Here is a 24,960-nt window from a genome sequence, read left to right as displayed (position 1 = left end):
ATCCCCATCTGTTTAAAAAATAAAGGGAGAATTTCCCCTTATATTGGGAAATGCCTATATATTCCTTGAAATAAGAGTAGTTTTTCCCTCTATCTTATCCAAATCATTGAATTTTGCCATATCCAGAGACGATAAGCGGAATTATTACCCTTATATCTTCCCTATAAGCCCCTTTTTTTAAAATAGAGGGAAATTCTCCGCTTATATTGCCTTTTAAGATTTTCTCCTAAAAAGAGAACATTGAATTCTATTCGTGGCACTATTTTTCGGTAATACCTAGCGTCAGCCGTTGATGAAGGCCAGTAAAATTTTTGTATTTAGTTCCGTTTTGATGGGGACATAATATATATGTATATAACCTCCAAAATCACTTTAGCGCTTAAAAGCGTTTAATTATTAAAGAAAAAAGGGTGACAAAGTTTTATCAATAAAGTATAATAGTCACTATTATACGAAAATTCGCAAGAAGGGCTTTTGCCAGCCTAATGATCAACAAGACGCCAGGCAGTAGTTGGGAACAGAAAGGATGGAAGAGAATGAATGAATTAGATAAGCTGCGCTCACGGGTTGATGAACTGAACATGGAACTGCTTGATATTATTAATGAGCGCGGACGACTGGCACAGGAAATCGGCCGGGTAAAGGAAAACCAGGGGGTATACCGATTCGATCCTGTTCGGGAAAGAAAAATGCTCGATATTATTAAACAAAAAAATGAGGGTCCTTTTGAGGATTCCACCATTGAGCATATTTTTAAGGAGATTTTTAAAGCAAGCCTGGAGTTGCAAAAAGATGACCATAGCAAGGCACTGCTTGTTTCAAGGAAAAAACATCCCGAGAATACACTAGTTGAAGTAAACGGTCAAAACATCGGTGACGGCAAACCGCATTTCGTGTTTGGCCCTTGTGCTGTCGAGTCGTATGAGCAAGTCGCCCAGGTTGCGAGGCATTTACAACAAAAAGGACTGAAACTGCTTCGCGGAGGCGCCTATAAACCAAGGACTTCTCCTTACGATTTCCAGGGTCTTGGAGTGGAAGGCCTGAAAATATTAAAGCAGGTTTCTCGAGAATATAATCTTGCAGTTATCAGTGAAATTGTTAATCCTGCTGATATTGAAATGGCCGAAGAATACCTTGATGTCATTCAAATCGGGGCCAGGAATATGCAAAACTTTGAATTACTGAAAGCCGCAGGGCAGGCAAGCAAGCCAATTTTGCTAAAGCGGGGAATAGCAGCGACAATTGAAGAGTTCATCAACGCTGCAGAATATATCATGTCGCAGGGAAATGGAAACATTATTCTTTGCGAACGCGGAATTAGGACGTATGAAAAAGCAACGCGGAACACCCTTGATATAACTGCGGTTCCAATCCTTAAGCAGGAAACGCATCTTCCGGTCATGGTCGATGTCACTCATTCAACAGGCAGAAGGGATTTACTGATTCCTGCGGCAAAGGCCGCCCTTGCCATTGGCGCCGATGGTGTTATGGCGGAGGTCCATCCTGATCCAGCTGTAGCGCTTTCGGATTCTGCCCAGCAAATGAACCTGAAGCAATTCGACCATTTCTTCAATGAAATAACCGCAACCAGTTTTGTTCGTTCATAGTCTTGTTGATTTTGCCTTCTGTTCCCTGAACAGAAGGCATTTCTGACTTTTTAGGGAGTATTCATTGCAGCTTTTTCCTGCATATCGTATGATTAAAAACAACAAGTATGTTTACGGGCTCACAAAGTACGATGACTAGTATGTTTGATTTTGCCGCAAAATAACTAAAATGGCTTGTTTTTAAGGAGTGTTTAGTGAATGAATATAACAATTTACGATGTTGCCAGAGAAGCGAACGTATCAATGGCAACGGTATCAAGGGTAGTAAATGGAAACCCGAATGTTAAACCAGCTACGAGAAAAAAAGTGATGGAAGTGATTGATCGGCTTGGCTACAGGCCAAACGCAGTGGCCAGAGGGCTGGCCAGCAAAAGAACAACAACTGTCGGAGTGATCATTCCTGACATCTCGAATATCTTCTTTGCCGAACTGGCTAGGGGAATTGAAGATATTGCAACAATGTATAAGTATAATATTATCCTCAGTAATTCAGACCAAAATAAAGAGAAAGAATTGCATTTGCTGAATACGATGCTTGGAAAACAGGTAGATGGACTTGTATTCATGAGCGGAAACATCACCCCCGAGCATGTTGAAGAGTTCAAAAAATCACCTGTCCCAATTGTGCTTGCGGGTTCAATCGAGCAGACACAAGAAATACCATCAGTCAATATCGATTATGAACAGGCTGTGTATGACAGTGTAAAAGAATTTACCGACCGCGGGCATAAAAATATCGCATTTGTCATCGGGCCGCTCCATGAGCCGAAAAACAGTGAAAATAAACTAACCGGGTATAAACGAGCGCTTGAAGAAGCGGGAATTGAATATAATGAAGACCTCTTAGTCGAAGGTGATTACACGTATGACTCGGGGATTGAAGCGATTGAGAAGCTGATGTCCATGGACGTGCGCCCTACAGCCATTATGGTCGGATCAGACGAGATGGCCCTTGGTGTTGTTCATGGGGGCCTGGACAAAGGTTTTAGGGTTCCTGAAGATTATGAGGTCATCACCTTGGACAATACAAGGCTTTCCATGATGGTGCGCCCTCAGTTGACAACAGTTGTGCAGCCTTTGTACGATATCGGGGCTGTTGCTATGAGGCTGCTGACGAAATATATGAATAAGGAAAATGTGGAAGAGCATATTGTTGTCTTGCCGCATCGGATTGATAGCAGAAAATCGACGAATTAAACGAAAGCCCAGGCAAGCGCCCGGGCTTTTTGAATAAAATTATTACTGCCTGCTTGTACGGATAGGATAAAGGGCCTTTTCAAGTGTAAGAAGGTTTTTTTCGTTAATTTCCGCCTTTCGTGGGATTGGCTTATACAGGTCGGAATGATCGTCCCATGTATAAGGGAGTTCCACAGGGGATTTTTTTTGCCAACGTTCTACCCATGCTTCCGGCAGCTTGCCACTGCTGTTTTCTTTGCCCGTCATTTCCATCCAAATCAGCGCCCATGCCCTTGGAACAACCCGCCAAATATCATAGCCGCCTCCGCCCACAGCAATCCAGCGGCCCTCGCAATAGCGATGGGCGATTTCATGGGCGAGCTTTGGTATTTCACGGAAAAGCTTCATTGTTCCGTATAAATGGGTGAGCGGATCATAGTAATGGGCATCTGCTCCGTTTTGTGTCAGGATGATATCCGGTTTAAAATAATCAGCTACTTCATTTAATGCCGTGGAATAGGAGTGAAGCCAGGATTCATCCTCAGTAAATGCGTCCAAAGGCACATTAAAGGAAAATCCGTAGCCTTTCCCCTGGCCCCGTTCATTAATATTTCCCGTACCCGGAAATAGATATCTCCCTGTTTCATGGAGCGACAAGGTACAGACTTCAGGATCGTCATAAAAAGACCACTGGACACCGTCACCATGATGGGCATCGGTATCCACATACAATACCCGTGCTTTGTATTTTTCCTGCAAATACTTTATGGCAACCGAGCTGTCATTATAAATGCAAAAGCCTGATGCCTTACCTCTGAAACCGTGATGCAGCCCGCCGCCAAGATGGAGGGCATGCAATGCCTTCCCGCTCATTACCTCGTCTACAGCTGTCAGTGTCCCGCCAACCAGTATGGAACCTGCTTCATGCATTCCGGCAAATATAGGAGTATCCTCTGTTCCAAGACCGTAATTTTCCGCTGTATCATTGCCAAGCAACCCTCTTCCAGCCTGCTTAACAGCCTGTATATAGGAAGGGTCGTGTATGAGTGCCAGCTCATCATCAACCGCTGCTCTTGGACGGATGATATGTGAGTCTTCAAGAGCACCTGCTTCTTTGAGCAGATCCATTGTCAGTTTAATCCTGAACTGATTGAAAGGATGGTTGCTGCCGAAATTGTATGTAAGCAGTTCATCGGAATAAACAAAAACACAAGAATCGTTCATATGGGCATACCTGGTATATTCGGCCAGAGTACATGATGGCCGGCTGCCTTCAAATCATGAATCAGGCCGACAGGGTTCATCGTCTGCACTCTGATGACAAGGATTTTGTAGGCATCATCCTGTTTGTCGGGATAGACGAGAACACTTTGGATATTCGCTTTACGGTTGCGGACAACGTTGGCAATCTCCCAGAGTGTGCCAGTTTTATTAGGCACTTTTATTTCTATCTGGGAGCCCGGCTGGTGGGCTCCGGTCAATTCGACCAATGTGTAGAGAAGATCGGTTTCAGTCACAATGCCGACAAGGCGGCTTTCCTGAACAATGGGAAGGCAGCTGATTTTTTGCTCATAGAATAATGCGGCGGTTTCTTCAACAAAATCAAGAGGATGTCCGGTTATCACATCTTTTTTCATAATCGTATCCAAGGGTTTCTGAAGATCCTCGATGTGCTCTTCCCTGCGGAATATGGAAGGGGCTGCTTCCTTTATATCCCGGTCTGTCACAAGTCCAATTACCTTGTTTTCTTCATTGGTAATAGGGACATGCCGAATTTTGAGGCCTTCCATTAGCAGGATTGCCTCTTCAATTGAATTGGAAGGCTTTAAAGTGGCTACTTTTTTCTTCATGATTTCTTCCAAGATCATGGTTAATCCCCCTTAGTACATAAAGCGGTTTTTAAACCGGAGCTGGTCAAATTTTTGGATAGACTCTGTTGGCACCCTTTTCCCAATCCTCGCCATCAGGCAATTGGCGGGATGGGAACTAATTTCGGGGTCATCAGTTGCATACCATTCAAGCCCTCCGGCATTCATCATTTTTTCCATTACTTTCCGGTATTCCCACACATTCAGGCCTGTTCCTTTTAAATCCCAATGCCAGTAATATTCTGTTGTGATGGTAATATAGTCTTCCATTGCGTCATCCATCATCGATACTTTGAGAAGATTTTTCCCGACTGAAAACCCTCTGAATTCAGGGATCACCTCGATCGCGCCGAGCTCAATCAAATCCTCCATATTTCCCTCAGACCAGCGTTCAAGCGGATCGGGATAAAGGTATGTTGCATACCCGACGATTGTATGGAGATTTCTAGCAATGATGATTCGGCCTTCTGGCAATGCAGCAATCTCTATTAAGGCTTTGTGCTGCTGGTGAGGCTGGCGGAAAGATGTCAGGTCTTCATGAAACTCATAGCTTGCCAGTTTTTCCGAGGAAATAGGCCCTTCAATAATTAAATGGCCATTTGGTGTCTTCAGTTCTTTGGCATTATACGTTTTTTTGTGTTCCACAAGTTCACCACCTGCAAATGCTATCTTGATCTTACATCTATTATACATAAAAACGGGGAAGGTGAAGCGCTTTCACTTAATTTTCTGTAAAATCTGCTCATTATAGAAACTCTAGCAGCCGGAAGGCAAAAAGCAAGACAATATTTTTAAAATTGTGAATAGGTTTAATTTATACTATAATAATATAAACTTTGTAAAGGGGGAGAAGTAATGAAGATAGAATCTTTACCTGTCATTGAGGGGAAGCACAATCTTGCTAATTATGAGGAAACCTGCAAATCCTTCGACTGGAAGGATGTTGAAAAGGAATTCAGCTGGCACACGACCGGGCTTGTCAACATGGCTTATGAAGCAGTTGACCGCCACGCCGAGACTTTCAGGAAAAACAAGGTGGCGCTTTACTACAAAGACAAAAACAGAAATGAGAAATACACGTATAAGGACATGAAGGAGTTGTCCAACAAAGCCGCAAATGTGCTGAAAGGTTATGGGGATATCGAAAAGGGAGACCGGGTCTTTATTTTTATGCCGCGGTCACCTGAATTGTACTTTGCTGTTCTAGGGGCAATCAAATTGGGAGCGATTGTTGGCCCTCTGTTTGAAGCATTCATGGAGGGAGCGGTAAGGGACCGCCTTGAAGACAGCGGTGCGAAAGTCATTGTTACAACACCTGAGCTGCTGGAGAGGGTGCCTAAGGACTTGCCAGAATTGAAATACATATTCCTGGTCGGAGACGGTATTGAAGAGGATGACAGGACAATTGATTTTAAAAAGAAATTTGAAAACGCTGACAAAAACCTGAAAATTGAATGGGTTGATCGGCAGGATGGCCTTATTTTGCATTACACTTCCGGGTCAACTGGCAAGCCAAAAGGGGTCCTTCATGTCCATAATGCGATGATTCAGCATTACCAGACTGCCAAATGGGTTTTGGACTTGCAGGAAGAGGACATTTATTGGTGCACTGCAGATCCAGGGTGGGTAACCGGGACTTCATACGGGATATTCGGCCCTTGGCTCTTGGGTGGCTCAAACGTTATTGTTGGCGGACGGTTTTCCCCTGAAACGTGGTACAGTGTCATTGAAGAATTTGGCATCACGGTTTGGTACAGTGCTCCAACTGCATTCCGGATGCTGATGGGAGCCGGTAATGAAATTGTGAAGAAATACGACCTGAGCAGTTTGCGACACGTATTGAGTGTTGGAGAACCGCTTAACCCTGAGGTTGTTAAGTGGGGGATGAAGGTCTTCAACAAACGTATCCATGATACTTACTGGATGACAGAAACTGGCGCTCAGCTTATTTGCAATTTCCCTTGCATGCCAATCAAGCCAGGTTCTATGGGCAAGGCAATACCGGGAGTCACGGCCGCCATCGTGGATGACCGGGGCGAGGAACTGCCGCCTTACCGGATGGGCAATCTGGCAATCCAAAAAGGATGGCCTGCCATGATGCATACCATTTGGAACAATCGGGAGAAGTATGAATCCTACTTCATGCCAGGCGGCTGGTACTTGACAGGCGACTCTGCTTACATGGACGAGGATGGCTATTTCTGGTTCCAAGGCCGTGTGGATGACGTGATTATGACATCAGGTGAAAGGGTTGGGCCATTTGAGGTCGAAAGCAAGCTGGTTGAGCATCCTGCTGTCGCCGAGGCGGGGGTCATTGGCAAGCCGGATCCTGTCAGAGGGGAAATCATTAAAGCGTTTGTCGCGTTAAGGGATGGGTATGAAGCAACGGATGAACTGAAAGAAGAAATCAGGCAATTTGTTAAAAAAGGCTTGGCAGCCCATGCGGCACCGCGTGAAATCGACTTCCGCGACAAGCTGCCAAAGACAAGAAGCGGGAAAATCATGAGGCGTGTCCTAAAGGCATGGGAGCTTGATTTACCAACTGGAGACCTTTCAACAATGGAAGATTAATAAAGAAAACCGCACCGGGTTTGTGAACCCCGGTGCGGTTTTGTTTTGTCCAGCTCCAGCGCCCAGCGCCTAGTGTACTTCGGTCCCCTCGCTACGATAAGTCAACATCGATTCGCTTCCGCTCATCGTGTTTCCTTTATCTCCATCGGAGCCCTCCAGTTCATACGGCGCTGAACGGGCTCTTCCGCTTTTCTTATTCATCATCAGATTCAGAATCTGAATCAGGTTTTGATTCTTCTTTTTTCGGAGCGCTTCCGCCAATTGTAATTTTGTTCGATGGGGCAGATTCTTTGCCCGCAATATCGACAGCAGTCACATAATACGTACCATTTTTAGCTGGATAGGATAAACCTGTTCCGGCACGGATGCTGGCTACTTTGGATCCGCCTTCTTTATAAACCCTGTAACCAATGATATCACTCTCTTTTACTGCACCCCATGCCAATGTGCTTCCCGAAGCCTTTAAGGTGACGGAAGCCGGTGTTTTACCGTTTTCCGGAAGCTTTGCATCTGGAACGAGCAGATTCGACCATCTTTTCAGTTTAGGCACAATGGCCGAATTATCCCTTAAATTGCTCCCGGTCAAGGCTTTAATGAAATCGGGATTAAGGACAAGCCCTGTCTCTACAAAATCACTCGGAGTCGAAGGCAAAGCTAGATAGTTTTTGTCACCAATTTTGACGAACTTTCCTGTACCAAGGCTGTTGTCCACTTTTTTCGGAAGGTATTTCACATTAAATAAATCTGTCTCAACAAGGCCTGCTCTCGCGCATGCTTCGGATGGAAGCGAACCGGATACCGCACAGAATGACCTCCGGACAAGTCCCCCCGGCATTTTAAACGAGCCTTTCGGTGCGACGAGAGAAGGGTTCTTGTCATAGGCTGCATTTAGGAGCGAAGCCCACAGGAAGTTGGTACGCTGGCTGTATGACAGGCTTCCTCTCGCTTGAAGAGACTTAGGTGTATCATATCCAGTCCAGACTCCAAATGTAATGTTCGGGTTCGAAGCAACAAGCCAGGAATCGTGGTATTCTACCCCTGTCCCCGTCTTGCCGGCCCAGTCCGCGTTGAATTTCAGCCTGCTCTTCACGCCGGCGGCCGTCCCGTACTTAAAGACATCCCTCATAACATCGAGTGTCAAATAGGCTGTCTGCGGGCTGAACACATCAGTTGGCTTAACCTTATGCTGGTAAATGACATTTCCTTCTTTATCGGTAATTTTGTCGATCATATACGCATCAATGAACTTTCCGCTATTGGCAAAAGTCGTAAAAGCATTCGTATTTTCTTCAACTGTCACACCGTTTTGTATTGCGCCGAGCGCCGCGGCCCGGTTTGTATAGTCAAACTTATGAAGTGAAGTGAATCCCATCTTTTCAAGATACTGGACCGGATTCTTGCTTTGAATTTGGCTGTAAAGCTTGACGGTAGGCACGTTATACGATTTCGCAACCGTGTACCGGGCCGTAGCCAGTCCACTGTATCCGCCTCCGTAGTTTTTCGGCCAGACTTTACCTGGAGAGCTAGGGTCAAGGTGAAGCGGCACGTCAGGAAGGATGGTTCCCGGTGCTGCAGCGCCAAGCTCAAAGGCGGGCCCGAAAACAAGCAGCGGCTTCATCGTAGAACCGTTTCCGCGCACCGCCCTCGATGCATGGTTCAATTCCTGCTTTTTAAAGTCACGCCCGCCGACAAAGCTGAGGATTTTCCCTGTTTTGTTTTCAATCAGGATGGCGCCGACTTCAACCGGCTCCATGACAGTAACTTCTTTCTTTGTCTCCGGATCAAGCTTTACTTGCGGCTTGTCGGGGCCGAAATAAGGGTATTTATTCTTTGCCTGCTCCATGGCGTCATAAAGAGTCTTGTCAATCGTGGTATGAATACTGTAGCCACTTTGCTTTAGCTCCCGCCCGGCAAGGATGAAGTATTTATGATAAGTTTCATCATTCTCTTTTAGTTCTTTTTCAGTAACACCATCTTTTTCTGCCAGGATTTTAGTAAGAATTTCAACTGCGCGCTGCTCCGCTTCGACCATGACATATGGGTATTTTTCAAGAGGGTCAGCTGAAGGCTTGGTAAAGTCCTTTGTAATATCATACGCAAGTGCTTCTTTATATTCTTTCTCGGTAATATACCCGCCATTGTACATCCTCTTCAGGACGACTTTCATCCTGTCGAGGCCAGGTTGTAAATTTTCTTTAACCTGCTTGTCTCTTGTAAAAGGCGTATACCCAAAAGGGCTCTGCGGCAGGCCGGCGATAAAGGCGGACTGGGCAAGGTTCAACTTACTAGCATCAACGCCGAAAATCCCTTTGGCAGCCGATTGGACCCCGGCGATATTGCGGCCAGAAGCGTTTCGGCCGAAAGTGGCCATATTCAAATATGCTTCCAAAATTTCCTCTTTTTCAAAGAAACGCTCAAGCCTGAGTGCGAGGAGAATTTCTTTCGCTTTCCGCTCAAAGGAAACTTCATTCGTTAAAATCTGGTTCTTTATTAGTTGTTGAGTCAGCGTGCTTCCCCCAGACTGGATTGGGGAGTTAGTAACTTCCTGCAGCACGGCCCTCATGATTGCCTTCGGAACGACTCCGTTATGTTCATAAAAGTATTCGTCCTCTGTAGCAATGACGGCGTTAGTCAGGTGTTTAGAAACATCGGCCAGCTTTACCTTCTCACGGTCAAGGTCGCTCCGAAGTTTCCCTAGGAAAACATCATTGGCAAAATAAACATCCGAAGTTTCCGTATAATTGTAAATGTCTTTTTTCATGGTCTCGTAGCTTCGAACAGGCTCGTCTTTTACGAGTGATGCAAAATAGCCCGCGCCCGCTCCGGCGGCAAAGACTCCGCCTGCTACACCGATTGTCAGGAAAAGCAGAAAGAGGTTCCATGCGACTCCGTAGGCTATTCTCGCGCGTTTGGCGGTTTTTTTATTTGTAAACACAGATTTTGCTTGTTTAAAGATTCGCTGTTTCTTATTATCCATACAAGTTATCCCTCCAAAATCACATACATTATAGCATAAACCATGTGTAGAAAATGTGTATCTACTAGAAAATCCCTAAAATATAACGAGGATTTGACAAATATTATTACTGTGTGGTAAAAAGATATATAAATCATTTAGAATGAAAGCAATGAAAGGATTCAGTAGTTTTTCCATCCTTGGCTTAAGAGAACTGCCGGTTGGTGAAAGGCAGTCCAAATGGAAAAGCGAATTACAGCCCGGAGCTTTTTGCCGATTTGTCTTTGGTCGGCGACGGTGTTGAGCCGTTATCTCAAGAGTTGGAGGAAGCTTATTTCCTCAAGCCGGGTGGTACCGCGCGATTTCGCGTCCCTGCATTTCTGCAGGGGCGTTTTATTTTGCGTATTTTTAATTATGGCTGTTGATTTACACTACGGGCACACGCTTTCCGCGGGGCGTCAGTGGAGCCTCTTCGGCGCTTTAGCGCCTGTGGGGTCTCCACCTTGCCGCTGCATCCCGCCAGAGTCGGTGTCCCTCGCTTCTAATCAACGTGGTTAATAATTATCATCAGCCTTAAACACAGTCACTTTGAAAAAACAGGAGGAATTATGATGGATTTATTGGCGGATTTACAGTGGAGGGGCATTATATACCAGCAGACGGATGAGGACGGGATAAAAGAAACGCTTGAAAAAGAGAAGATTTCTTTGTACTGCGGGATGGACCCAACTGGAGACAGTATGCATATTGGCCATTTACTGCCGTTTTTAACATTAAGAAGATTCCAGGAGCAGGGACATCGCCCAATTGTCCTTGTCGGCGGAGCGACAGGACTGATTGGCGACCCGAAGCCGTCTGAGGAGAGGCAGCTTCAAACAATTGATATGGTTCAGCACAATGTTGAGCGCCTGACTTCCCAACTAAAGAATATTTTTGATTTTGAAGGTGAAAACGGCGCGGTTATGGTCAACAACTATGAGTGGACAAAAAACCTAGATGTCATCACATTTCTGAGGGATTATGGGAAGCATGTCGGCATTAACTACATGCTTGCTAAGGATACAATCGCAAACCGCCTCGAAACAGGGATATCGTTTACTGAATTTACGTATACAATTTTGCAGGGGATGGACTTTAAACATTTATATGAGAATCATAAATGCCGCCTTCAAATAGGCGGAAGCGATCAATGGGGGAATATAACAACAGGACTCGAGTTAATCCGTAAAATGGTTCCGGATGGCCCGAAAGCATTCGGCCTTACCATTCCATTAGTAACAAAAGCGGATGGCACCAAGTTCGGAAAAACAGAGGGCGGCGCTGTTTGGCTTGACCCTGAAAAAACCACGCCGTACGAGTTTTACCAATTCTGGATCAATACAGCGGATGCAGATGTTGTTAAATACCTGAAATACTTTACGTTCCTGTCACATGAGGAAATTGAAGAGCTTGAGAAATCGGTACAGGATGAGCCGCATTTGCGTAGGGCGCAAAAGGCCCTTGCAGAAGAAATGACCCGCCTTATCCATGGCCAGGCATCACTTGACCAGGCAATGAAAATCACGGCAGCATTATTCAGCGGTGATGTGAAAAACCTTTCCGCGTCTGAAATCCAACAAGGATTCAAAGATGTTCCTTCTTACCAGTTTGCAGGTGAAGAAACTCTTGTAGACCTATTGGTTGCTGCGAAAATTTCCCCATCCAAACGACAGGCCCGTGAAGATATTACAAACGGAGCGGTTTCAGTGAATGGAGAAAAGATAACGGACTCTGCGTATGTGCTGTCTGAGGCTGACAAGATTGAAGGCCAGTTTACTATTGTGAGAAGGGGAAAGAAAAGGTACTACTTGATCAATTATTAATAGAGTAATTTGGAACCTTTTGCCGTAAACTTTGTTTGCGGCATTTTTTTGTGGTTTAGGAAATAATAAAATATTATCCTTGTGGATAAATGGAAATAAGTTTTAGTAATCCAGCTCCACAAAGGGAAGCTTCGGAAGTATTAGCATCGCACGGAGCAAAAGCGTAGGATTTGCTGCCTCAAAAAAGGACTGACCACAGTTCAACTTATAAAAAAATACCCTTAGAGCCCGAAAGACGCTCTGCCCCTTGCCGTTCGGTCGCTAAACCTTCGTTTAGAGCCCGAAGGCCAGTCTGCCTACAGCCGTTCGGTCGCTAAGTCTTCGTTTAGAGCCCGAAGGCCAATCTGCCCACAGCCGTTCGGTCGCTAAGTCTTCGTTTAGAGCCCGAAGGCCGGTCTGCCCACAGCCGTTCGGTCGCTAAGTCTTCGTTTAGAGCCCGAAGGCCAGTCCGCCCCTTGCTGTTCGGTCGCTAAACCTTCTTTAATCCTCAAAGTACCAGATGCTCCTAGCTGTTCGAGCGGCATTTTTTAGGAAAATGGGCTTGGCCGGCAGAAACAAGTACGGGCTATGAAGCGTTTACTATGTAAAAGGGGTGATTGGGTTGAGGATGTTGTGGAATATATTCTTTCTATCACTTTTTGCCCTGGTTACATTTTTTGGTCTCGGGCCAGTGCTCATGGCTGACGGTGTCCCAAAGGAGAGATTTTTTACAGCTGCCATTGTGGTGATCATTTATATCCTTCTTTCAATTCTTTATAAAAAAATAGTGTTCCGGAAATAGCGGGCTGCAAAAGCCTGCCGGATGTATAAAAAACCCCTGTCCGGCATGGACAGGGGTTTTTCTGTAAAGTTCCTATTAACGGGAATAGAACTCGACGATAAGTGTTTCGTTGATTTCGGCAGGAAGCTCCGCACGCTCAGGAAGGCGTGTGAATGTACCTTCAAGCTTGTCTGCATCGAAAGTCAGATAGTCAGGAACAAAATTATTCACTGACAAAGCTTCTTTAATGACATCCAGATTGCGGGATTTTTCACGCAGGCTGATTGATTGGCCTGGTGAAACGCGGTAAGACGGAATATCGACACGGGAACCGTCTACAAGGATGTGGCCATGGTTTACCAGCTGGCGTGCCGCGCGGCGTGTGCGGGCAAGGCCAAGACGGTAAACAATGTTGTCAAGGCGTGATTCAAGAAGAATCATGAAGTTTTCGCCGTGAACGCCAGGCATTTTACCTGCTCTGTTGAACAAAGTGCGGAATTGGCGCTCGTTCATGCCAAACATGTGGCGAAGCTTCTGCTTTTCTTGTAACTGCAATCCGTATTCGGAAAGCTTCTTGCGTTGGTTAGGACCATGTTGTCCTGGTGCGTAAGGACGCTTTTCTAATTCTTTTCCTGTTCCAGTCAGGGAAATTCCCAGACGACGGGACAGTTTCCAGCTTGGGCCGGTATAACGAGCCATAAGAGACTCCTCCTTGCGTGTTTTTATTTTGTAAAATAAAAACCGTATGAATCAGCATTACAGGCCATTTTGTTTTCATGCACCCTCGCCCCAGCAGCATAGGGTTACAAGATGCACCATCACCAGGAAATTAATCGTCTTGTTGCCAGCGGAGTAGTCCGCTTCTCGTGTTGCAAATGCTTCTGCTTTTCCGGTGAGGAACAAAATGGATTCCATAATGGGTTCACATAGGCTGCGATATTTTACACAAAGACCATTATATAACTCTTTTACATTACTAGTCAAGGGACAGTTTCACCTAAAGGATTTTATCAATATCCCTTTCATCTTTTTCAGATATACATTATCCTAAAAGTAGAGTAGTTTGGAAGCGTTTACAAACAGGAGGGGTTTGTGTGGTTGATGACAATTTTCGATTGGAAACACGGATGATTCATTCAGGCTATTCGCCAAGGGACTATAAAGGCAGCTTGGTTCCCCCGCTTTTTCAAACGTCAACCTTTGTGTTCGACACAGCGGAGCAAGGAGGAAGCAGATTTGCCGGGGAGGAAGATGGTTATATTTATACCCGGCTCGGAAACCCGACTGTTCAAGCATTTGAGAAGCGGATAGCCGAGCTTGAAGGCGCGGAATCTGCACTTGCTTTTTCTTCAGGCATGGCTGCCGTGTCGGCGATTCTCTTCTCACTCGTAAAAACAGGCGGCCATGTTCTTTGTTCCCAGGGAGTGTATGGCTGTACGTACGGTTTATTAAAGCTTATGGAGGAAAGTTTTGAGATTGGACATAGTTTTTCACCGATGGAGTCAGCTCGGGAAGTTACAGAAGCAATCCGGCCGAATACAACTTGTATTTTCATTGAAACCCCAATTAATCCGACCATGAAATTGGTGGACTTGCAAATGGTTGCTGAAGTCGCGAAGGAAAGAGGGATTCCGGTTGTTGTTGATAACACGTTTTGCTCCCCCTATTTGCAAAATCCGCTCGAACTCGGGTGTGACGTTTCCTTGCACAGTGCGACGAAGTATATTTGCGGCCATGGTGATGTCATTGCTGGTGTAGCTGCGGGAAAAGCTGATTTTATGAAAAAAGTCGCTATGTCGGCGCAAAAAGATATGGGTGGAGTCCTATCTCCTTTTGATGCGTGGCTTTTGCTGAGAGGGATAAAAACATTGGCAGTCAGAATGGATCGGCACTGCGAAAATACCGAGAAGATTTTCCGTTATTTAAAAGAGCATACCAAAGTCAAGGCTATTTATTATCCGGGTGATTCTGAAAAAAAAGATTACTCCATTGCAAAAAAACAAATGAAACAGCCGGGCGGACTTATTTCTTTTGCGATAGAAGGGACGAAGGAAACCGCGCTGAAATTCATGAATGAATTGCGGTTAATCAAAATTGCTGTCAGCCTTGGTGATGCGGAAACACTTGTCCAGCACCCCGCAACAATGACTCACTCGGGTGTATCGCCAGAGGACCGGGAAAAGATGGGTATTTCAGACGCCCTTATCAGGCTTTCAATTGGACTAGAGGCATGGGAAGACATTCGCGATGACCTTGAACAAGCCCTCGAAAAAGCTTAATAACTGATTATTAAAAAAGGCGGAGGATCCTATAAACGGTTCCTCCGCCTTTTAATTGTTAAGGAAACTTTAAATTTTCCAACTGTGGATAACTCACTTATCAATCGAAGCATCCTGCTTCAGCGCCTAGCAAACTTCAGGTCTCCTCCCTACGATAAGTCATGCACGAATGCGCTAACGCTCTTCGTGATTCCTTTATCTCAGTCGAAGCCCTTCCAGTTTGTACGGCGATGACCAAGGCGCTTGCGCTTTTGTTCTGGCTAAAGATATTTGACTAGAGCAGCAGCAAATTCCTCAAGCTTTTCCTGATCAAGTTCATCGAACCTGTTCTTTTCGGGGGAATCAATATCTAGGACACCCAAGAGGCGGCCTTCCTTCACCAACGGAATGACAATCTCCGATTGGGAAGCGGCGTCACAGGCAATGTGGCCAGGAAAAAGATGGACATCCTCAACCCGAATCGTTTCTTTTTTTGCAGCAGAAGTACCGCAGACCCCTTTGCCAAATGGAATCCTCATACAAGCAGGCAAGCCTTGGAACGGACCGAGAACTAATTTGTCTTCTCCTTCCACAAGATAAAAGCCGACCCAGTTGATCCTGTCAAGGAACTGGTTGAGCAGCGCTGAAGCATTGCTGAGGTTGGCGATTACATTTTTCTCTCCTTCGAGAAGGGAATGTAGCTGCTTTATTACTAGTGCATAATTTTCTTGGCGAGTGCCACTGTATCGTTCGACATCAAACATCATGATTCACCTTACCTTTGAGAGATTATCTGTTAATTCTAACAAATGTTGCATGAAAAGGGGAGAAAATGTCGACATTTTCATAAAGGACTCGCCAGGGGTGACACAGAAAGAGTAAGGAAGGAGATCTTTCATTGGAAGATGCTCATTCGGGGAGGTTGGCATATGCGGAAAAACTCTAAAAAAGCAATCGTCACTGCAGCTATAGCACTTTTCAATACGAAGGGTTACGCCGGAACGTCGATTCGGGACATTGCGGCAAAAGCAAATGCAAACCCATCTACCATTAGTTATTATTTTGATAATAAGCTAGGCCTGTTGGAATATTGCTTTACCGATTATTTTGAACGGTACATCAAACAAATCGAGGAGTCACTCCCTTTGTTAGACTCCGGGGCTGCTGCCTGCCTAAAAAAAGCATTGGAAAATATCCTCTATTTCCAATGTTCCAATATCCAGATGTCCCGCTTTATTGCAAGGGAAATGTCGCTCGATTCCCAAATAGTGAGAGAAATTATGTCCACTTACTTTCAAAAGGAAAAGTACTACTTTCAGGAAATGTTGGAGACGGGAATGAAAAGAGGCGAATTCCGCAAACATTCCCCAGATTATGCGTTAATCCAGTTAAAGGGGCTTCTTACAATGCCTTTCCTGAATCCTCATTATATAACCGAAGTTCTCCATGTCTTTCCGCATGAACGCTATTTTGCGGAGAAATATTTGGAGCAGATAGAACTGTGGCTTGAAGGTACGATTTTGAGTACAACTGTTGGAATTCCCTCAGCGGTCAGTTGATATCCTGTAATTAAATAAGCAAGCTTTTTAGCGGACGGCTGTTCGTGGGAGGTTATATTCGTGCAGCGGTTCGCATTTTTATGCTCTTTCCTGCCCCGAAACCCCCTGGGTAAAATTCCACCATTGTGTGTAAGTGAATCATTTGCAATTCATCCATCATTGTAGTTGAATTGAACATAACTCTCTATGGTTCGCACGCTTTATCAGCATGGTTGCGGCCAAAAATGCAGTATTTCAAAAAAATATGAAATTAATAGTCAAAAAATGTCGTTTCCATGTTATCATAAAGGCAATCAGAATAAGGTATTCTGGAACTTTTATATCAAAATTCGACTTTTGTTCGTTTACATAGGAAACAGGGGGATCGTATGGAGCTCATTATCGGATTTATTTTCCTTGTTATTGCATTATTTATCATAGGATATTTTATAAAAAGGAAACATTATAAGGAAATCGACAAGCTCGAAGCTTGGAAGCTGGATATTATGGACAGACCTGTATTAGCCGAGATGTCCAGGGTCAAGCAGCTGAATATGACCGGCCAGACAGAGGAGATGTTCGAGCGCTGGCGGAGTGAGTGGGATGAGGTTGTCACTGTCATGCTGCCCGATCTGGAAGAAATGCTGTTTGATGGGGAAGAGTACATAGATAAGTATAGATTTGGCAAAGCAAAAGAGGTTCAGCGTGCAATTCATGCAAAACTCGAGGAAATAGAGGAATGGATTAAACGAATTTTGACAGAGCTCAAGGAGCTCGTTGGCAGCGAAGAGAAAAACAAGGTTGAAATTGAAGAATTGAGAGAACTGTACAGGGAATCAAGAAAAACCCTGCTCGCTCATAGGCTCAGTTACGGTAGTGCTGAAAAGAAGCTTGAACAAATTCTTGATGAAGCAATGGCAAACTTCAAGGAGTTTGAGGAAAGGACAAATCATGGTGATTACCTCCAGGCAAGGGAGATTGTCCTAAGCCTTAGAAAGCAGCTCGAAGATATCCATCTTCAAATGGACCGAATTCCCCAGCTGTTGATTGAATGCCAGTCGTTGCTGCCTTCGCAAATAGCTGAATTAAGAGCCGGACAAAAGGAAATGACTGGACAAGGCTATTATCTTGAACATCTGGAGATTGAAACAGAGGCAGATAAGCTTGAAAAAGAACTTGCCGTCTATATGTCTTTGATTGAAGATGTCCAGATCGAAAAAGTTGAGGAAGGCACGATAAATATTAGAGGCCGTATTGACTACTTAATGGATCTATTGGAAAAAGAGGTACATGCAAAACATTTTATTCTGGAGAAAAAGGATGTATCGAGCGATGTACTCGAACGGATTTTGGAGGCAAATGGAAAGCTGAAATCCGAAGTATCCCATGTCCAGGTAACGTACCATTTATCGGACAATGAACTTGCTTTTCAAAGAAAACTTGAAAAGAAGTTAGCTGACCTTGTAACGCGGTTTGAAATTTTGGAGGAAAAAATAAATCTCAATGAAACTGCCCAAACCTCACTTAGCACTGAATTGGAAGAGATTAGAGCCGATTTGGAAGCGTTCCACACAGACCAACTGAATTTCTCGAGAAAGTTGAGCGATCTTAGGAAAGATGAAATGGAAGCAAAAGAAGCTGTCAGGGAGCTAATGAGAAAAATCACCGATACGACTAGGCTTGTTTCAAGGAGCAATATTCCAGGCCTTCCCGAGGAGTACACGTATTTGCTGGAGGATGGAAACGAAAGCATTCAGAAAGTTATCGAGAAGCTTGAGGAAAAGCCACTTGATGTGAATGGAGTAAAACAGCATCTGGAAATTGCCCAATTGACGATTGAGAAGCTGGCGGATACGACCAAGGAAATGGTGGAAAACGTCAAACTTGCCGAGAGGGTCATTCAATACGGCAACAGATATCGCAGCAAATATCCTTCTGTAGCGAAAGGACTTTCGGAGGCTGAAAAATCTTTTAGGAATTTCGATTACCAGACAGCCCTCGAGCAGGCGGCTACATCCATTGAAGAAATTGATCCAGGGGCAATTAAAAAGATTGAAACCTTTATTTCAAATGATTAATATTCAAGGACCGATGTGCCCGCATACAGGCTGATCGGTCCTTTTCTCTTCCATTTCTGGATATTGTGGATAGCTGTGATTACATTATAAATATAGGTGAAAAGATAATGGGGGCAATAGGATGATTTATTTTGATAACAGCGCAACAACAAAGCCTTTTAAAGAAGTACTAGATTCATTTATGAAAGTATCCAGTGAGTTCTTCGGCAATCCTTCATCCCTTCATGGGATTGGGGCGACCGCTGAAAAACTACTTAGCCAGGCAAGGATGCAAATTGCCGGTTTGCTTGAGGTGGAAGCAGAGGAAATTTGCTTCACATCTGGAGGTACCGAGAGTAACAATCTTGCGCTCAAAGGGGCAGCCGCAGCCTATCGAACTAGGGGAAACCATCTGATTACGACTGCGGTGGAACATGCATCTGTACGTGAATCGTTCAACCAGCTGGAAAAGCACGGTTACAAGGTGACCTTTTTGCCAGTCGACACCCAAGGAAGGGTATCTCCCGCCGATATCAGGGATGCGATGACCGACGAAACGATCCTCGTTTCAGTCATGCATGTCAATAATGAGACGGGGACGATCCAGCCAATAGAGGAAATTGGCCAAATGCTAAGGGCCTTTCCGAAAGTCTTATTCCATGTGGATGGAGTACAGGGAGCAGGGAAAATTCCGCTGAATTTGAAAGAAGCAGAAGTAGACATGTATTCTTTTTCTGCTCATAAATTTCACGGGCTGAAAGGGAGCGGGGGCCTGTATATTAAAAAAGGGATCAGGCTGGAGCCTCTTTTATCAGGGGGAAGCCAGGAAAACCTTCGCCGTGGAGGTACGGAAAATCCCGCTGGGGCCGTGGCCATGGCGAAAGCATTAAGAATATCTCTCGAGCAAAGGACTGAGAGACTGGACACGATGAATGAAATTAGGGCAAAATTGATGGATGGACTTGACGAGATGAAAGGAGTTGCCATTAACACGCCATTGGCAGGAGCAGCACCGCATATTATCAATTTTTCAGTCCCAGGTATTAAGGCTGAGACCTTTGTCCATAGCCTCGAAGAAATGGGGATTTACGTATCGACAACAAGCGCATGTTCTTCCAAAAAGAAAACCGCGAGTAGGACGCTACTTGCTATGGGTGTTGATGATGAATTGGCAAGCAGTGCCGTCAGAATAAGCCTGTCATTTGAAAATACACTTGAAGAAGCAAAAAATGTCCTCCTAGCCATTGAAAAAACAGTTGCTAAACTGGGAAAGGTTTTGAAATAAATGCAATATGACAGGATATTAATCAGATATGGAGAAATTTCCACAAAGAAACGCAATAGGGGGAAATTTGTAGAAAAACTGAAAAAGGGAATAAAATATGCATTAGCAGGTCATCCTTCTATAGAAATTGACGCTGAAAGAGATCGGATGCATATCCTCCTGAATGGTGCACCGAGTGAACCGGTTATTGAAAAAGTAAGGAAGGTCTTCGGCATTCACTCCTTGAGCCCGGCAATCCGGACGGAAAGGGATATTCCAGCAATGAAGGAAGCTGCATTTACATTAATGAAATCCTTTTATACAGAAGGAAAGACGTTTAAAATCACTGCAAAACGATCAGACAAAACGTTTGAATTGGATACAGACGGCATTAATCAACTGTTCGGGGCATTTATTCTAACAAGCTTCCCTGGCATTACGGTGAATGTTAGAAAACCTGATATCAATCTTCAAATCGAAGTGAGGAAGGAGGCTGTTTACCTTTCCTGTGAAACGATCAGAGGAGCGGGTGGCCTTCCGATTGGAACCGGCGGTAAAGCGATGCTTATGCTATCAGGAGGGATTGACAGTCCGGTTGCTGGATATTTAGCGATGAAGCGGGGAGTCGAATTGGAAGCAATCCATTTCCACAGCCCTCCGTTCACAAGCGAACGGGCAAAGCAAAAAGTAATTGACCTGGCTGAAAAGCTATCTGAAGTCAGTGGAAGCATTCTCCTGCATATTGTTCCCTTTACAGAGGTTCAGCAGGCTATCAAAGCGCAGATTCCTGAAAACTATTCAATGACTGCGACCAGGAGATCGATGCTTCGGATTGCTGATCAAATTCGTAAAAAACAGGGCGGACTTGCAATTATTACTGGGGAAAGCCTTGGCCAGGTTGCCAGCCAGACACTCGAAAGCATGTATGCGATAAATGATGTGACAAATACACCGGTACTTCGGCCGTTGATATCAATGGACAAAACCGAGATTATTGAAGTGGCAACAGAATTAGGCACTTATGACATCTCTATTCTGCCATATGAGGATTGTTGTACTATATTTGTTCCATCATCTCCAAAAACAAAGCCTAAGAAAGATAAAGTTCTGTACTATGAAAGTTTTCTCGAGTTTGAGCCAATTGAAGCAAGTGCGGTTGAAGGAACAGAAACAATCAGGATCACCCCTGGTTATAGTAGCAAAACAGTTGGAATGGACAATCTTTTTTAGATTAATTAAAGTAGATTACCGCGCCAGACCAACGTTAACGATTCCAAGATTTGTGAAAAAGCTGTGAACAATTACCAGAAGCTGTGTTGAATGAACCTTTATGAGTTTACACATTCTATACTCACAAGGAGGTGAAATCACATGGCTAACAACAGCAGCAACCAACTTCTAGTTCCAGGAGCTGAACAAGCTCTTCAACAAATGAAGGTAGAAATCGCTTCTGAATTCGGCGTAAACCTTGGTGCAGAAACTACTTCACGCGCTAACGGATCTGTCGGTGGTGAAATCACTAAGCGTCTCGTTTCTATGGCTCAACAGCAACTTGGCGGAGGTTTCTCTAGGTAACAAAAATCAAATAATATGGCTACAGGGAGCGGGTAAAACCGCTCCTTTTTGATTGTCTTGGAATTGCAGCAAGCATTATTTAGGAAATAAAAATTTATAATCTTTGAAAAATTTTATATAATGGAGACGGAAGAAATTTTAGGGAGGGAAAGTAAATGGACCGGAATGAACTGATCGCACCGCAACAATATAATCTCGTTTCCGAGGTTGAACGCTTCGCCGCAAATGAAGAGAAACTGGCTCTAATCTGGGAAGATGAAGCAGGTGCAACAAAGAACATTACATACGGGGAATTAATGAAACAAGTAAACAAAGTGGGGAATGTCTTGCTTGAATCTGGCCTAGAAAAAGGCGATAAACTGCTCGTTGTCATCCCCCGCTTGATCGAGGCCTATGTCGTATATCTTGCCGCGCTTAAAGCTGGGCTTGCTGTTATTCCAAGTTCGGAAATGCTCCGTGAGAAGGACTTGTCGTATAGGATTTCACATGGGGATGTGAGAGCGGTTGTAAGCTATTATCCTTTTACGGGTGAGTTTGAAAACATTGACAAGGATGGTCTTATAAAGCTGTCTGTCGGCAGGCGTGTTGATGGTTGGTACTTCCTTGACGAAGCAATGGAAAAAGCTTCCGCGCAGATGGAGGTAGCTAAAACCGGCAAGGATGATATGGCCTTTTTATCCTACACATCGGGAACAACGGGAAATCCGAAAGGGGTCGTCCATACACATGGCTGGGCATATGCGCATCTTAGGACCGCTGCGCCTAATTGGCTCTGCATCAACGAGGGGGATACAGTTTGGGCAACAGCCGGACCTGGCTGGCAAAAGTGGATTTGGAGCCCATTCCTGTCTGTTCTTGGTTCAGGTGCGACTGGCCTTGTTTACCACGGAAAATTTGATCCCCAAAAATATTTGCAGCTCCTTGAAAAACATGAAGTCAATGTATTATGCTGCACACCGACTGAATACAGAATCATGGCCAAAGCGGATAATTTGCAGGATTACAATCTTCCGAAGCTGCACAGTGCCGTTTCGGCCGGGGAACCGCTAAATCGTGAAGTGATTGATACCTTTAAAAAACATTTTTCGATTGATGTCAGAGACGGCTACGGACAGACTGAAAACACGCTGCTCGTTGGCATTACAAAAGACATGGAATTAAGGCCGGGATCCATGGGCAAGCCGACACCGGGAAACAAAGTTGAAATCGTCAACGAGCAGGGAGAAGTTTGTGGTCCTGGTGAAGTCGGCGATATTGCAGTCCATATAGAATCCCCCGCGCTTTTCAAAAATTATTACAAAGACCCTGAGCGAACAGCCATGCAATTCAGGGGTGATTACTATATAACAGGTGATAAAGCTAAAAAGGACGAAGAAGGTTACTTTTGGTTTGAAGGGCGGGGCGATGATATTATCATCAGTTCGGGATATACAATCGGGCCGTTTGAAGTTGAGGATGCGCTCGTAAAGCATCCGCTTGTCAGTGAATGCGCAGTCGTAGCCAGTCCTGATGAAATACGAGGAAATATTGTAAAGGCGTTTATCGTTTTACGAGAACCGTCTTCAATGGAAGAAAATGAGCTTATCAAAGTATTGCAAGAGCATGTGAAAAAACTGACTGCTCCTTATAAATACCCTCGGAAAATTGAATTTATTGATGAGCTGCCAAAAACGACGTCAGGAAAAATCCGTAGAATCGAACTGAGGCAAAAAGAAATGGCATCCACCCGAAGAAACTAACGAGTATCTTGCCGGGGACAATAGCAATAAGGTAAAGCAGGCGGAGCTCCCGCCTGCTTTAAGATTTAGACAAACACGAGAAGGAGATAGAAAGATGGCAACATTATGGTATGGAGGACCAATCTACACAATGAGTACGGAAGGAAAAATAGTAGAGGCTGTCTTGACCGAGGATGGGATGATAACTGCTATAGGACCAGTTTCCGAGCTCGAAAATACATTTGTAGGGAAAATTGAGAAACGGATTGATTTAAGAGGCTGTACGATGATTCCTGGCCTGGTCGACAGCCATATCCATCTGATTGGACATGGGGAAAGGCTGGTCAGGCTGGATTTATCTACATACAGTACGAAAAAAGAAGTTCTTAATGCTGTTAGAGAATATTCGATTGGTATGAATGCCGGAGAATGGATTATTGGCGAAGGATGGAATGATAACCTGTGGGAAACTCCTGAATCCTTGCATAAAAGTGAGCTCGATGAAATTGCCCCCGGCAGGCCGGTGCTTTTAAAGAGAATCTGCCGGCATGCCAGTGTGGCTAATTCAATTGCGTTAAAAATGGCAGGAATTGATGATGAAACTGCTTCCCCATCAGGAGGACTCATTGAAAAAGACACAGATGGAAGGATAACTGGTGTTGTAAAAGACAGTGCCCAGGAAATGGTTTATTCCATTTTGCCTGAGGCGACGGAAGAATACATGGTGAAATCAATAAAGGCAGCCATTCGTGACTTATACAGTTTGGGAATCACCGGGGTACATACAGAGGACTTGAATTACTACGGCGGCTTTGCAAAAACGTTAAGGGTATTAAAGCGTGCAATTGAAGAGGATGGCTTGAAATTCAGGGCACATCTGCTTGTCCATCACGGGGTTCTTGAAGAATTCATAAATGAAGGGTTTTCATATTCAGCCGGCAATGAGTGGATTGAATTCGGGGCTATGAAAATATTTTCAGATGGGGCGCTTGGCGGGAGGACAGCGCTTCTAAGTGAACCGTATAGTGATGCACCGGAAACATCGGGTATCGCTATGTTCAGCAGGGAGGAGCTGAGCATGCTTGTCGGAGAGGCGAGAAAGCATCAAATGCCTGTAGCCATTCATGCTATTGGCGACTTAGCATTTGAGTACTGCCTTGACACAATTGAAGCGAATCCGCATAACGGTCCGGGCAGGGACCGGCTCATCCATGCACAAATTCTTCGGGGGGATCTGATCGAGCGGGCGGCGCAGCTTCCGATTGTCCTGGATTTGCAGCCGGTATTCATGCTATCCGACTACCCGTGGGTAATTGACAGAATTGGCAGCCGAAGAATGCAGCATGCATATGCGTGGAAGACCTTGATTGAAAAGGGAATACATTGTACAGGAGGATCTGATGCCCCAATTGAAAATCCGAATCCTTTTCTAGGAATTTATGCAGCGGTAAATAGGACAGTTAATGGAATGGTTTACAACAGGAATGAGGCACTGACTGTTTTTGAAGCTGTTTCGTTGTATACAAAAGGCGGTGCCTATGCATCATGTCATGAAAGTGATAGAGGCGAAATAAAGAAAGGTTCCATAGCCGACTTTACAATATTGGACCGGGATATTTTCTCAATCCCAAAGGAAACCATTAACCAAACGAAAGCTGTGATGACCGTTATCGGAGAAGAAATTGTCTATCAAAAAGATGACATTGGTTAATTGGGACTGCCTCGGATCAGGAAGGTGACAAGCGGATAA

General features: G+C 44.7%; 21 protein-coding genes and 1 other annotated feature. Of the genes, 13 read left to right on the top strand and 8 right to left on the bottom strand.

Features of this window, described 5'->3' with window-relative positions; translation table 11 throughout:
• Positions 1 to 536 precede the first annotated feature (536 nt).
• Together D1B31_RS11330 and ccpA are read left to right on the top strand one after the other, a co-directional pair.
• A complete protein-coding gene (locus tag D1B31_RS11330) occupies positions 537 to 1,607 on the top strand; it encodes a bifunctional 3-deoxy-7-phosphoheptulonate synthase/chorismate mutase (protein ID WP_118920892.1) in 1,071 nt (356 codons plus the stop codon).
• A gap of 198 nt (positions 1,608 to 1,805) precedes the next feature.
• Positions 1,806 to 2,804 carry a catabolite control protein A gene (gene ccpA, locus D1B31_RS11325; RefSeq protein WP_118920891.1) on the top strand — a complete coding sequence of 333 codons (999 nt, stop codon included), beginning with the start codon at positions 1,806 to 1,808 and terminating at the stop codon, positions 2,802 to 2,804.
• 42 nt (positions 2,805 to 2,846) lie between these two features.
• On the opposite strand, the gene D1B31_RS11320 is transcribed toward ccpA, so the two are convergent.
• The 3 genes from D1B31_RS11320 to D1B31_RS11310 are packed head-to-tail and all read right to left on the bottom strand — an operon-like array spanning position 2,847 to position 5,296.
• Positions 2,847 to 4,007, bottom strand: coding sequence for an acetoin utilization protein AcuC (locus tag D1B31_RS11320; RefSeq protein ID WP_118920890.1), 1,161 nt, complete (start codon positions 4,005 to 4,007; stop codon positions 2,847 to 2,849).
• Positions 4,004 to 4,651, bottom strand: coding sequence for an acetoin utilization AcuB family protein (locus D1B31_RS11315; protein ID WP_118920889.1), 648 nt, complete (start codon positions 4,649 to 4,651; stop codon positions 4,004 to 4,006). The genes D1B31_RS11320 and D1B31_RS11315 overlap by 4 nt, the downstream gene beginning before the upstream one ends.
• A gap of 12 nt (positions 4,652 to 4,663) precedes the next feature.
• A complete protein-coding gene (locus D1B31_RS11310) occupies positions 4,664 to 5,296 on the bottom strand; it encodes a GNAT family N-acetyltransferase (RefSeq protein WP_118920888.1) in 633 nt (210 codons plus the stop codon).
• 210 nt (positions 5,297 to 5,506) lie between these two features.
• Between D1B31_RS11310 and acsA the strand changes: the two genes are divergently transcribed.
• Positions 5,507 to 7,222, top strand: a complete 1,716-nt coding sequence (gene acsA / locus D1B31_RS11305) for an acetate--CoA ligase (protein ID WP_118920887.1) — start codon at positions 5,507 to 5,509, stop codon at positions 7,220 to 7,222.
• A gap of 69 nt (positions 7,223 to 7,291) precedes the next feature.
• Here acsA and D1B31_RS25035 read toward each other — a convergent pair whose 3' ends face one another.
• Together D1B31_RS25035 and D1B31_RS11300 are read right to left on the bottom strand one after the other, a co-directional pair.
• Positions 7,292 to 7,426: a hypothetical protein gene (locus tag D1B31_RS25035; RefSeq protein ID WP_275670716.1), complete on the bottom strand. Its 135-nt coding sequence runs from the start codon at positions 7,424 to 7,426 to the stop codon at positions 7,292 to 7,294.
• Positions 7,416 to 10,199, bottom strand: a complete 2,784-nt coding sequence (locus tag D1B31_RS11300; RefSeq protein ID WP_118920886.1) for a transglycosylase domain-containing protein — start codon at positions 10,197 to 10,199, stop codon at positions 7,416 to 7,418. The genes D1B31_RS25035 and D1B31_RS11300 overlap by 11 nt, the downstream gene beginning before the upstream one ends.
• A gap of 142 nt (positions 10,200 to 10,341) precedes the next feature.
• Positions 10,342 to 10,555 (top strand) — a binding site (T-box leader).
• 234 nt (positions 10,556 to 10,789) lie between these two features.
• Here D1B31_RS11300 and tyrS point away from each other — a divergent pair.
• Entirely contained in the window at positions 10,790 to 12,040 is a 1,251-nt protein-coding gene (tyrS, locus tag D1B31_RS11290; RefSeq protein ID WP_118920884.1) for a tyrosine--tRNA ligase, read from the top strand.
• Positions 12,041 to 12,647: 607 nt separating this feature from the next.
• The gene (locus D1B31_RS25185; protein ID WP_420846092.1) at positions 12,648 to 12,821 is read left to right on the top strand and encodes a DUF6954 family protein; all 174 of its coding nucleotides are present in this window, start codon (positions 12,648 to 12,650) and stop codon (positions 12,819 to 12,821) included.
• Positions 12,822 to 12,896: 75 nt separating this feature from the next.
• Here D1B31_RS25185 and rpsD read toward each other — a convergent pair whose 3' ends face one another.
• The gene (gene rpsD, locus D1B31_RS11280) at positions 12,897 to 13,499 is read right to left on the bottom strand and encodes a 30S ribosomal protein S4 (RefSeq protein ID WP_118920882.1); all 603 of its coding nucleotides are present in this window, start codon (positions 13,497 to 13,499) and stop codon (positions 12,897 to 12,899) included.
• 75 nt (positions 13,500 to 13,574) lie between these two features.
• A complete protein-coding gene (locus D1B31_RS24240) occupies positions 13,575 to 13,784 on the bottom strand; it encodes a hypothetical protein (protein WP_118920881.1) in 210 nt (69 codons plus the stop codon).
• A gap of 110 nt (positions 13,785 to 13,894) precedes the next feature.
• Between D1B31_RS24240 and megL the strand changes: the two genes are divergently transcribed.
• Entirely contained in the window at positions 13,895 to 15,079 is a 1,185-nt protein-coding gene (megL, locus tag D1B31_RS11270; RefSeq protein WP_192894769.1) for a methionine gamma-lyase, read from the top strand.
• A gap of 260 nt (positions 15,080 to 15,339) precedes the next feature.
• On the opposite strand, the gene D1B31_RS11265 is transcribed toward megL, so the two are convergent.
• The gene (locus D1B31_RS11265) at positions 15,340 to 15,822 is read right to left on the bottom strand and encodes a GAF domain-containing protein (RefSeq protein WP_118920880.1); all 483 of its coding nucleotides are present in this window, start codon (positions 15,820 to 15,822) and stop codon (positions 15,340 to 15,342) included.
• Positions 15,823 to 15,987: 165 nt separating this feature from the next.
• Between D1B31_RS11265 and refZ the strand changes: the two genes are divergently transcribed.
• The 7 genes from refZ (at position 15,988) to D1B31_RS11230 (ending at position 24,921) form a co-directional block, all read left to right on the top strand.
• Positions 15,988 to 16,617, top strand: a complete 630-nt coding sequence (refZ, locus tag D1B31_RS11260) for a forespore capture DNA-binding protein RefZ (protein WP_118920879.1) — start codon at positions 15,988 to 15,990, stop codon at positions 16,615 to 16,617.
• Between the two features lie 368 nt (positions 16,618 to 16,985).
• Complete coding sequence (gene ezrA / locus D1B31_RS11255; protein WP_118920878.1) at positions 16,986 to 18,674, top strand: septation ring formation regulator EzrA; 1,689 nt, start codon at positions 16,986 to 16,988, stop codon at positions 18,672 to 18,674.
• A 121-nt stretch (positions 18,675 to 18,795) separates the two neighbouring features.
• Positions 18,796 to 19,938, top strand: a complete 1,143-nt coding sequence (locus tag D1B31_RS11250; protein WP_118920877.1) for a cysteine desulfurase family protein — start codon at positions 18,796 to 18,798, stop codon at positions 19,936 to 19,938.
• A complete protein-coding gene (thiI, locus tag D1B31_RS11245) occupies positions 19,939 to 21,147 on the top strand; it encodes a tRNA uracil 4-sulfurtransferase ThiI (RefSeq protein WP_118920876.1) in 1,209 nt (402 codons plus the stop codon).
• Between the two features lie 141 nt (positions 21,148 to 21,288).
• Positions 21,289 to 21,492: an alpha/beta-type small acid-soluble spore protein gene (locus D1B31_RS11240; RefSeq protein WP_118920875.1), complete on the top strand. Its 204-nt coding sequence runs from the start codon at positions 21,289 to 21,291 to the stop codon at positions 21,490 to 21,492.
• 155 nt (positions 21,493 to 21,647) lie between these two features.
• Positions 21,648 to 23,231, top strand: a complete 1,584-nt coding sequence (mbcS, locus tag D1B31_RS11235; protein ID WP_118920874.1) for an acyl-CoA synthetase MbcS — start codon at positions 21,648 to 21,650, stop codon at positions 23,229 to 23,231.
• 94 nt (positions 23,232 to 23,325) lie between these two features.
• On the top strand, positions 23,326 to 24,921 hold the full coding sequence (locus tag D1B31_RS11230; RefSeq protein WP_118920873.1) for an amidohydrolase: 1,596 nt from the start codon (positions 23,326 to 23,328) through the stop codon (positions 24,919 to 24,921).
• The last annotated feature ends 39 nt before the right edge of the window (positions 24,922 to 24,960 follow it).

Source organism: Neobacillus notoginsengisoli (assembly GCF_003515685.1).
GTDB lineage: Bacteria > Bacillota > Bacilli > Bacillales > Cytobacillaceae > Bacillus_D > Bacillus_D notoginsengisoli.
The sequence above is the reverse complement of the archived record's forward strand: the minus strand, read 5'-3'. Positions and strand labels throughout refer to the sequence as shown.

Coding starts and splice junctions, on each gene's coding strand:
- D1B31_RS11265 (WP_118920880.1), bottom strand. CDS start 15,822: ATGTTTGATGTCGAACGATACAGTGGCACTCGCCAAGAAAATTATGCA.
- D1B31_RS11250 (WP_118920877.1), top strand. CDS start 18,796: ATGATTTATTTTGATAACAGCGCAACAACAAAGCCTTTTAAAGAAGTA.
- thiI (WP_118920876.1), top strand. CDS start 19,939: ATGCAATATGACAGGATATTAATCAGATATGGAGAAATTTCCACAAAG.
- D1B31_RS11315 (WP_118920889.1), bottom strand. CDS start 4,651: ATGATCTTGGAAGAAATCATGAAGAAAAAAGTAGCCACTTTAAAGCCT.
- D1B31_RS11240 (WP_118920875.1), top strand. CDS start 21,289: ATGGCTAACAACAGCAGCAACCAACTTCTAGTTCCAGGAGCTGAACAA.
- D1B31_RS25185 (WP_420846092.1), top strand. CDS start 12,648: ATGTTGTGGAATATATTCTTTCTATCACTTTTTGCCCTGGTTACATTT.
- D1B31_RS11230 (WP_118920873.1), top strand. CDS start 23,326: ATGGCAACATTATGGTATGGAGGACCAATCTACACAATGAGTACGGAA.
- refZ (WP_118920879.1), top strand. CDS start 15,988: ATGCGGAAAAACTCTAAAAAAGCAATCGTCACTGCAGCTATAGCACTT.
- D1B31_RS25035 (WP_275670716.1), bottom strand. CDS start 7,426: ATGATGAATAAGAAAAGCGGAAGAGCCCGTTCAGCGCCGTATGAACTG.
- ccpA (WP_118920891.1), top strand. CDS start 1,806: ATGAATATAACAATTTACGATGTTGCCAGAGAAGCGAACGTATCAATG.
- D1B31_RS11300 (WP_118920886.1), bottom strand. CDS start 10,199: ATGGATAATAAGAAACAGCGAATCTTTAAACAAGCAAAATCTGTGTTT.
- rpsD (WP_118920882.1), bottom strand. CDS start 13,499: ATGGCTCGTTATACCGGCCCAAGCTGGAAACTGTCCCGTCGTCTGGGA.
- D1B31_RS11320 (WP_118920890.1), bottom strand. CDS start 4,007: ATGAACGATTCTTGTGTTTTTGTTTATTCCGATGAACTGCTTACATAC.
- ezrA (WP_118920878.1), top strand. CDS start 16,986: ATGGAGCTCATTATCGGATTTATTTTCCTTGTTATTGCATTATTTATC.
- mbcS (WP_118920874.1), top strand. CDS start 21,648: ATGGACCGGAATGAACTGATCGCACCGCAACAATATAATCTCGTTTCC.
- D1B31_RS11330 (WP_118920892.1), top strand. CDS start 537: ATGAATGAATTAGATAAGCTGCGCTCACGGGTTGATGAACTGAACATG.
- tyrS (WP_118920884.1), top strand. CDS start 10,790: ATGGATTTATTGGCGGATTTACAGTGGAGGGGCATTATATACCAGCAG.
- acsA (WP_118920887.1), top strand. CDS start 5,507: ATGAAGATAGAATCTTTACCTGTCATTGAGGGGAAGCACAATCTTGCT.